The sequence below is a fragment of the Methanomethylovorans sp. PtaU1.Bin093 genome, from assembly GCF_002067275.1.
GTDB lineage: Archaea > Halobacteriota > Methanosarcinia > Methanosarcinales > Methanosarcinaceae > Methanomethylovorans.
Window position 1 is genome coordinate 1 of record NZ_MVQX01000068.1, and the last position, 8169, is coordinate 8169.

Here is an 8169-nt window from a genome sequence, read left to right on the forward strand (position 1 = left end):
TGCGACCATATTGGTTTCAGCTCTTAGGGGTGATACTCCTTCAAATATTCTTATTTATGGAAAGACAGGCACTGGCAAAACAGCAGCTTCACGTCATGTAGGCAGAGAACTGGAAAGAATAGGTGAGCAGCTTAATGTCCAATGTAGCGTGGTTTATGTTAATTGTGAGGTCATAGATACACAATACAGACTGCTTGCTAATCTGGCAAGGCAGTTTGGAGAAGATGTGCCAATGACTGGCTGGCCTACGGATCAGGTTTTTGCAAAGTTCAAGGAAGCTGTTGATTCAAAAAAACAGGTTATTATTATAATTCTTGACGAAATAGATAAACTCGTTAAAAAAGGAGATGACGTACTTTATAATCTTTCCAGGGCTAATTCGGACCTTAAGCAGGCTAAAGTCAGCATGATCGGAGTTTCGAATGATCTTAAATTTACTGAGTTCTTGGATCCTCGGGTAAAAAGTTCTCTTGGGGAAGAGGAAATAATTTTTCCACCTTATGACGCTGATCAGATCAGCGATATCTTAGTGGAAAGAGCAGAAATAGCCTATAAAAATGGTGTTTTAGAGGAAACTGTTATTCCTTTATGTGCAGCTTTTGCAGCTCAGGAACATGGAGATGCAAGGCGGGCATTGGATCTTTTAAGAGTTGCAGGAGAACTTGCTGAGCGCGAGAAGAAGCCCCGTGTACAGGAAGAACATGTCAGACGGGCTCAGGACAAAATTGAGGTCGATCGTGTTATAGAAGTTGTAAAGACCCTCCCTACCCAATCAAAACTCGCGCTTTGTGCAGTCATAAATTTGAGAAATAACGGTTACAAGAACGTTACTACCGGAGAAGTGTACAATGTTTACCGTCAGCTCTGTATAAATGTGGACATGGATATTCTTACCCAGAGGCGTGTGACCGATCTGATGTCAGAACTTGATATGCTTGGTATCGTTAATGCTCTTGTAGTAAGCAAGGGTAGATATGGAAGAACAAAGGAAATAGTTTTGAGTGTCCCCGTTTCCAGTACTCAGCGTGTGCTTTTTGAGGACTACAGGCTGAAACCACTTGAGAATTTCAAACCTGTAATAACTACTCAAATGCATTTATGATGTTGTTTTCTGATAAAAAGTCACATCAGAAAGGCAACATCAGCCTTATCTTTCCTATATAGGGTATACGATACCTGGCAATCCCTATGATCCACTCTTCTTTTACTGGTGTAAGATAGCTTATTTGTCCCTGCTGATCATAAACCATATTAGTTTGTTTATTATCCCCTTTAGTGATATAACCATCATGAGGAGCTGTTGGTCCTCCCTCCCACATAGGTTCTCCTGCTTTCACAAAGTACATTGACCTATGGATTATAGGAGTTACATCTTTCCTTCCATAAGGTCTGTATAAGATCACATCTCCGTTATCCCCGAATGATAGATAATCACTGGCAGCATCAGCTTTCGTTATTACTGATGTTCTTTCAATGTTTTGTATGAAAATTATGTCCCCTATGTTCATATGTGGCTCCATGCTACCGGATTCCACAGCGACCATTGGCGTCCACATCCCAAATATCAGGTATGAGATGGTTGAGAACAATAGCACAGCTGCAGCCACAGATACTATATCTCTGGCAAGGGAAATGTAAAAATTCTCACTTTCTCGAAAAGTTTTAATACCTTCCTTTAGGTCCATTATTTCACCGGATGCTTTTAGATAACAATTATACAGTAGTTCCTTCCTTCCCATTACAACTATATAACAACATAGCATATAGACCACGTTGCTCCCGTTGGAGTGCTCGGGGATTGAAACCTGTGATCAAAATGTTTTACTATTGCTATACCTGATCCTCTATGAATCAGATCGAAGTGATTACCGTTTTCCTGGAAGAAGGATATCAGATAAGTCCAAATGCTGTTGAATTGATATGTTGTCATTGTGATCCACGCAGCCTTTTAGATCGTATCCTGAAGAACATGGACCCTTCTGTGCTAGTGGTAGATGTTGAACACATTAATGAACATATTAATGAGAACAATATTCAAGAAAATAATGAAGTACCTGAAAAAGAAAGTCTTTCTACCAGCCATCAACCTATTCCTAAAACAGTTGCCCCTATGTTCTCTCCTCTTAACTGTTCTCAGTCTGATAATCCTGTTGATGTGTTACTGGACATTACTGATAATTCCACATGTGTAGGAGAATATATGGAATTTGTTCAGTTTTTCAGGAATAGATACAGCAGGTTAAGTGAGATGATAAGGGGCAGATTGAATTCAAGGCCCATAGAAAGTCTGAACAAGTACCGTAATAAAAACAGCGGGCGCCGTGAGGGCATGGATAAGGATATGAATGAAGTTTCTATTATCGGTATGATCTCAGATATTAAAAACACAAGTAATGGTCATAAGATGATAGAACTTGAAGATACTACAGGTTCTATCTCAGTGCTGGTACGAATGGCTGATAAAGAGCTATTTGAACTTGCCAGCCGCTTTGTACTGGATGAAGTTGTGGGTATTACTGGTGCTCTTACTAACGATGGTAAGCTGCTTATAGCTAAAAAGATCACCATTCCGGATTTACCTAACACTCTGGGTGAAAGAAAAAGATCATACGGCAAAATTGTTCTTACTTCCGATGTTCATATAGGCAGTTCCACATTTTTAGAGGAAGAATGGTATCGCTTTATCGATTTTCTCAAAGGTGATACTGACAATGAAGCTATGGCCGAGTTATCCAAAGAGGTACGTTATGTTGTTGTTGCGGGTGACCTTGTGGATGGGGTAGGCATCTATCCGGGGCAGGAGATGGAATTAAAGATACAGGATGTATATGGACAATATAAAAAGGCTGCAGAATATTTTAGTGAGATACCCAAACACATAACGGTAATAATATCTCCTGGTAATCATGATGCTGTGAGGCAAGCAGAGCCGCAGCCCATGCTGCCTGAAAACATACGGGCAGATTTCTCTGAGAATGTATTATTTGTGGGGAATCCTTCAGTAGTTGATCTTGATGGTGTCAAACTTATGATATATCATGGCAGGTCTATCGATGATCTGGTAGCCTCCATACCTGGTGTATCCTATCAGGAGCCCACTAAGGCAATGGTGGAAATGATGAAAAGAAGACATCTTTCTCCTATTTACGGCAGCAGAGTATCTATAGCTCCTGAAAAGCAGGATCATTTTGTTATTGGCCAGGTGCCAGACATACTGCATTGTGGTCATGTTCACACAGTGGGTGTGGAATGGTATAAGAATGTTCTATTGGTCAATTCGGGCACATGGCAGTCCCAGACCGAGTTCCAGAAAAGAGTAAATGTCGTGCCTACTCCTGCACAGGTGCCTGTAGTAGACCTCAGCACTCTGAAGACCACAATTCTTAAGTTTGCAGAATGATTTTTAGCAGTTCTTATATATAGGATTGGCTGAGTCTGTCAATGGTAAATTATAAATAGAACATATCTGCGACCTTATACAAGCTCAATATAACTATTCTTAAAGTTCCTGAATGCAATCGAAAATAAGTTTCATTAGGCGTATCTTCTCTATATCTTTTTCATTAAGTTCTCCAAGCGGAAGCTCGAAGCACAAAATATATATGCATTCTTCTCAAAACAAACCTTACTTGCCTGTAAATGCTTTTTGAAGGAATCCTCATGTATGTAATTGCACTGGACCTTGGGACTAGCGGTTTCAGATCGCAGCTGATAGATATCAAATCTAGGGAAACCATTAAAACTGTGATCACTATGGGTCACCCTCTTCCGGGAGGGAATGTAATGGACCATCTGGATTTTGCCATCAACACAGGAAAGGATGTAGCTCATGGATTGATGATCGAGGCTGTTAAAGAAGTGCTGGAAAGGTTCGATGTTGATCCTTCCAGTATTCAGAGGATAGCTGTTTGCGGTAATCCAATACAGTTATCCCTTTTCCAGAACAGTGAGATATTAGACCTTGCGTATGCAGGAGAGACAAAACAAAAAAAATTGGGTGTGCACAATGTCAAAAGGGATGCGCGTGTGTTTCCTGCCAATGAGATTTTCAAAGGTATCTATGAGATGGACAACTGTGAGATAGTGATCCCACCTGCTATAAAACATGAGATTGGTGCCGATGCCCTTGCAATGATGCTGGAAACTGATTTCATTCACCAGGATGGACCTTGCCTGGTAACGGATTATGGAACAAATGCTGAAATGGCACTAAAGGTCGGGGATAAGATAATCACTGCGAGTGCTGCTGCCGGTCCGGCCATTGAAGGGCAGGGCATCAACTGCGGTATGCTGGCAGGTCCCGGAGCCATAAGCGATGTAAATCTCGAGGGTCACCACTGGCGGCTTATAGTGCTCAATGAGAAGATGGAAACTGTAAAAGGAGATCTTATTGATCCGGTTTCCGGTGAGGTCATTGAATCTTCGGGCATACAGGCCAAAGGTATTACAGGAACAGGGGTTATTTCGACTATTGCCCTGGCTATCAAAGAAGGCCTGACTAAAAAGTTGCCGCATCTTCCGGAGGGAAGAATAGTCCTGGGTGACGGTATTATAATCACAGATAAAGATGTAGAAGAAGTGGGTAAGGCAATAGGTGCCATTCGAGCTGCCCATATGACTCTCATGGTAGCAGCAGGTATTGAGTATTCTGACCTTAAATATGTTTATATGTCCGGAGCTACCGGAACTTATGTAGATGCTGAAAAAGCAAGACATATTGGTTCCGCACCAGGTTTTTCAGATAACATTGTGCAATTCGGTAACACTTCTATAGGGCTGGCAAGAAAGTTGGCATTGGATATCATTAAGTTATGTGATGTCATTTCTGTGGCAAAGAAGATACATGCAGACCACCTCATGATGGCTACGAGTGAAACATTCAAGGACATATACGTTTGTGAACTATCTTACTGGCAGCAAGGGATGCCCATTGAGGTATATGATCAGATGCTCGAGCTGTATAAAATTAAGCCTTTCCCCCGGGCCTTAGAAAAAGTGAATATCGAAAAACGTGTTTCAAGGGACATTGATGATGTGGGCAGGCAAGGTCTTGATATTGTTAAAGATATAGGGATCATCCTTGAAGGACCCGTGGAAAAATGTATCCTTTGCCATAAATGTGAAAAAGAGTGTCCGGAAGATGCGGTGACCATCATTGAAAGAGAGGGTAAGAGGTTTGCAAATATCGACAGCCAGCATTGCCTGGGCACTAGCTGTAGACGTTGTGTTGCCATCTGCCCCGAGCAAACAATGAATCATTCAATCTTGAAAATAAAGCGTTCAGTGAAAATAAAACGTTGAAAAGGACACACAGTTTTAAAGGTCATAGTTTATGGGATCCTCAGAACTTACTGACAGGAACAGGGAAACTTATGGCAGGTATTTTGGTATATGTACTTCATATCATCATTCCAAAGGTTGTCTCTGTCCAACATGTAAGACATGCCCTGGAAATGGCATGATGTTCTGTGCCAGGAAAAATCAATACGAACCATCATTAAAAGAAGGTTGTCTGTGTTCCGAATGTCACACACGTGAAAAGTTCAGGCTTGAAGGGGATTATTTTTGTTTCCGTTTGTAGTGAGGTGGCTGATAAATGAAACTTTTTGAAAAATTCTTTACTGGAAATTCTACGAAGAAAGACATCAAAAAGATTCATGATGATGCGCTGCAGGCTTATAACAAAGGGTCTATTTTTCTCAAGATGCATAGGTTCGAGGACTGCTTAGATGCTTATGATGTGGCAGAAAGACTATGGGAAGAAGAGACAGATATGCTCACATCTCAGGGTGATCCTGAGGCTGCAAAGCGATCAAAGATAAGTTTTCTTAATATCTTGTCCTGCAAAAGCTATGCAAACTATATGATGGGCAGATATGATGCTTCGCTTGAACTTATCGAGAAGATGCTGGAGAAAGCTCCTGAAGATCCTGAATACCTTTTCAGGAAAGGCTTTGTGCTTTATACGTCTCAGAGATACGAAGAAGCTTTGATTTGCCTCGAAAATGCTCTGTCCAAATGTAGAGAGTTCCCTGAGGCATGGTATTGCAAAGGAAATGTTCTAAGAGAGCTTGGAAATTATGATACTGCTCTTGAGGCTTTTGAGTGTTCCATAGAATATTCACAGCCTTTGAGCTACCAGTTTCCGCGGTTCACATGGATCCCGCTCACTTCATCCCCAAAAATGAAAATGGATAGTTCGGAAGCATGGTACTGTAAAGGAGAGATACTTTTCAGACAGAATAAGTATGAAGAAGCACTCGAAGCTTTTAGCAGGGCCTTGGACATAAAACCCGCATTTGAGGACGCTGCTAAGTTCAGGAACATAGTGCTTCAAGAACTTGGCAAGAACAGCAATATCAAATAATAATTCCGAGTTAGAAACCTCATCACTTTTGTATCAGCAGACCTCTTTTTTGGAAGTGGTCATGTCATGAGCAACTAAAAATAAATGGCAAGAAAGGAAAAATATCTAATAGGACTTTAAGAACATTATGATAAGCAGCTTCCAAGCCTCTCTTGCCTTTTAATATTTCAGTTAGCATCACTTTTCCTTTCGTTCCGTAATATCCTGGATGACACCCAGATAATGGGTAACTACCCCTTCATCGTTACGCTGGATGAATGTCTGCTCTTCAACCCATCTTTGTTCTCCGGACTTAGTTTTTATCCTGTATTCCTTGACAAAGACTGTACCACCTTCACGGGAGATGTCTGAAAGTTCCGTCTGGACATCCAGGAGGTCCTCAGGAGAGATTATGTTCCCATAAAGGACCTCCCCTGAGAGGAAATCATCAACAGAATATCCGAAGTTGGTAATGTTATCTGAAACAAATTCAACTGGCCAGAGTTCCATTTCATCATCAGAACCTGCCTTCCAGAGGAAAGCTACCACAGGGCTATGGTTGACAATTGTTTCCAGAGCTTTTTTTCTGTCCAGCAGTTCAGCCTGCTTCTCAAGTGCTGCTTTAAGTGCGATCTCTTCTTCTTTCTGCTCTGTGATGTCCTGCACGATTCCCTGCAAATGAGTTGCATTCCCATCTTTGGCCCTCTGGATAAAAGTTCCCTGACTTACCCACAATGTCTTTCCATCCTTTGATATCACACGATATTCCTGAGTATAATTGTCACTATCATCCTCACACTTCTCTGCAAGTGTGTCTTTGACAATCTCATAGTCATCCGGATGGATCAGATCACTGTAAGAAATACGACCGAGAACAAAGTCTTCAGCTGAATAGCCAAGCTTTGAAACATTCTCAGAAGCGTAATCTGTCGGCAAGAACTCCTCTGCCCTCCACAGAAATACCATAGTAGAGCTATTGTTTATTGCATTTTCCAGGGACCTCTGTGCCTTCAGTGATTCCTCCAAAGCCATTTCCCTGTTCTTTTGTTCTGTTATATCAAAGATAGTACCCTGATAATGGGTCACAATCCCTTCATCATTACGCTGGATGAATGTCTGCTCTTTCACCCACCTATCTTCTCCGTATTTCGTCCTTATCCTATATTCCTTTACAAAGACTGTACCTCCCGCACGGGATATTTCGGCAAGCTCCGTCTCTACCTCAGGAAGGTCATCAGGATGGATTATGTCAGCATAAAGAAGGCTTCCGGAAATGAAGTCCTCCACTGTGTAGCCAAAAAGACATATGTTATCTGAAACATATTCTACCGGCCACTTTTCATCGGGAGTGTTTTCTGCCTTCCAGAGAAAAGCAATAACAGGACCATTATTTATAATCTTTCCAAGTATCTCTTCTTTGCTCGATATGTTAGCTCCCATATAATTCCCCCTAAAGCTAAACACTTCTTATTATGTTATTTGTTTGTTAGTTTAAGTATTAATCAATTTTGAGTTCTGTAGAATTATTTACTGAACAATTAAGCATTTCAATCTGCCTTTTTTGTTTATTAGAGCATTTGATGTTGAGCCTGTTTCAAAACTGCTGCTATTCTTCTCTTAACTTGTTTGCATTTAAATGACCCACAAAGGTAGTGCAGCTGATAAAAAATAGATCTTTGACACAAAACTATACTTAGATCTCTGTGTAATAATAGATAGATGAGGAGAACAACTCTAAGGTCTGGTCCCCCATCGATCAAAATTCAAAATTAATGTTCAATACTTGTGTGCCTTTGCCATCTCCACCATTGCCTGCAGGTTCA

The 8169-nt window shown here is 41.0% G+C and carries 7 protein-coding genes; 5 read left to right on the forward strand and 2 right to left on the reverse strand.

Annotated elements, in window-relative coordinates; translation table 11 throughout:
- Positions 1 to 1102, forward strand: a 1102-nt coding sequence (locus A4E24_RS07970) for an ORC1-type DNA replication protein (protein WP_292352754.1), incomplete at its 5' end; no start/stop codon positions are given.
- Between the two features lie 25 nt (positions 1103 to 1127).
- On the opposite strand, the gene A4E24_RS07975 is transcribed toward A4E24_RS07970, so the two are convergent.
- Positions 1128 to 1685, reverse strand: coding sequence for a S26 family signal peptidase (locus A4E24_RS07975; protein ID WP_292352755.1), 558 nt, complete (start codon positions 1683 to 1685; stop codon positions 1128 to 1130).
- A 161-nt stretch (positions 1686 to 1846) separates the two neighbouring features.
- On the opposite strand from A4E24_RS07975, the gene A4E24_RS07980 reads away from it, so the two are divergent.
- The 4 genes from A4E24_RS07980 (at position 1847) to A4E24_RS07995 (ending at position 6367) form a co-directional block, all read left to right on the forward strand.
- The gene (locus A4E24_RS07980) at positions 1847 to 3400 is read left to right on the forward strand and encodes a DNA-directed DNA polymerase II small subunit (RefSeq protein WP_292352756.1); all 1554 of its coding nucleotides are present in this window, start codon (positions 1847 to 1849) and stop codon (positions 3398 to 3400) included.
- A gap of 260 nt (positions 3401 to 3660) precedes the next feature.
- Positions 3661 to 5301 (forward strand): methylamine methyltransferase corrinoid protein reductive activase, encoded by a 1641-nt coding sequence (locus tag A4E24_RS07985; RefSeq protein ID WP_292352757.1) that lies wholly within the window; start codon positions 3661 to 3663, stop codon positions 5299 to 5301.
- A 31-nt stretch (positions 5302 to 5332) separates the two neighbouring features.
- The gene (locus tag A4E24_RS07990) at positions 5333 to 5581 is read left to right on the forward strand and encodes a DUF2769 domain-containing protein (protein ID WP_292352758.1); all 249 of its coding nucleotides are present in this window, start codon (positions 5333 to 5335) and stop codon (positions 5579 to 5581) included.
- 15 nt (positions 5582 to 5596) lie between these two features.
- Positions 5597 to 6367 (forward strand): tetratricopeptide repeat protein, encoded by a 771-nt coding sequence (locus A4E24_RS07995; protein ID WP_292352759.1) that lies wholly within the window; start codon positions 5597 to 5599, stop codon positions 6365 to 6367.
- Between the two features lie 177 nt (positions 6368 to 6544).
- Here the strand turns inward: A4E24_RS07995 and A4E24_RS08000 are convergent, their stop codons facing one another.
- Positions 6545 to 7786: a PAS domain-containing protein gene (locus A4E24_RS08000; RefSeq protein WP_292352760.1), complete on the reverse strand. Its 1242-nt coding sequence runs from the start codon at positions 7784 to 7786 to the stop codon at positions 6545 to 6547.
- Positions 7787 to 8169: the final 383 nt, after the last annotated feature.

Excerpts from the sequence above, each read along its gene's own strand:
- A4E24_RS07985 (WP_292352757.1), top strand. The coding sequence starts at position 3,661 with ATGTATGTAATTGCACTGGACCTTGGGACTAGCGGTTTCAGATCGCAG.
- A4E24_RS07975 (WP_292352755.1), bottom strand. The coding sequence starts at position 1,685 with ATGGACCTAAAGGAAGGTATTAAAACTTTTCGAGAAAGTGAGAATTTT.
- A4E24_RS07995 (WP_292352759.1), top strand. The coding sequence starts at position 5,597 with ATGAAACTTTTTGAAAAATTCTTTACTGGAAATTCTACGAAGAAAGAC.
- A4E24_RS07990 (WP_292352758.1), top strand. The coding sequence starts at position 5,333 with ATGGGATCCTCAGAACTTACTGACAGGAACAGGGAAACTTATGGCAGG.
- A4E24_RS07980 (WP_292352756.1), top strand. The coding sequence starts at position 1,847 with ATGAATCAGATCGAAGTGATTACCGTTTTCCTGGAAGAAGGATATCAG.
- A4E24_RS08000 (WP_292352760.1), bottom strand. The coding sequence starts at position 7,786 with ATGGGAGCTAACATATCGAGCAAAGAAGAGATACTTGGAAAGATTATA.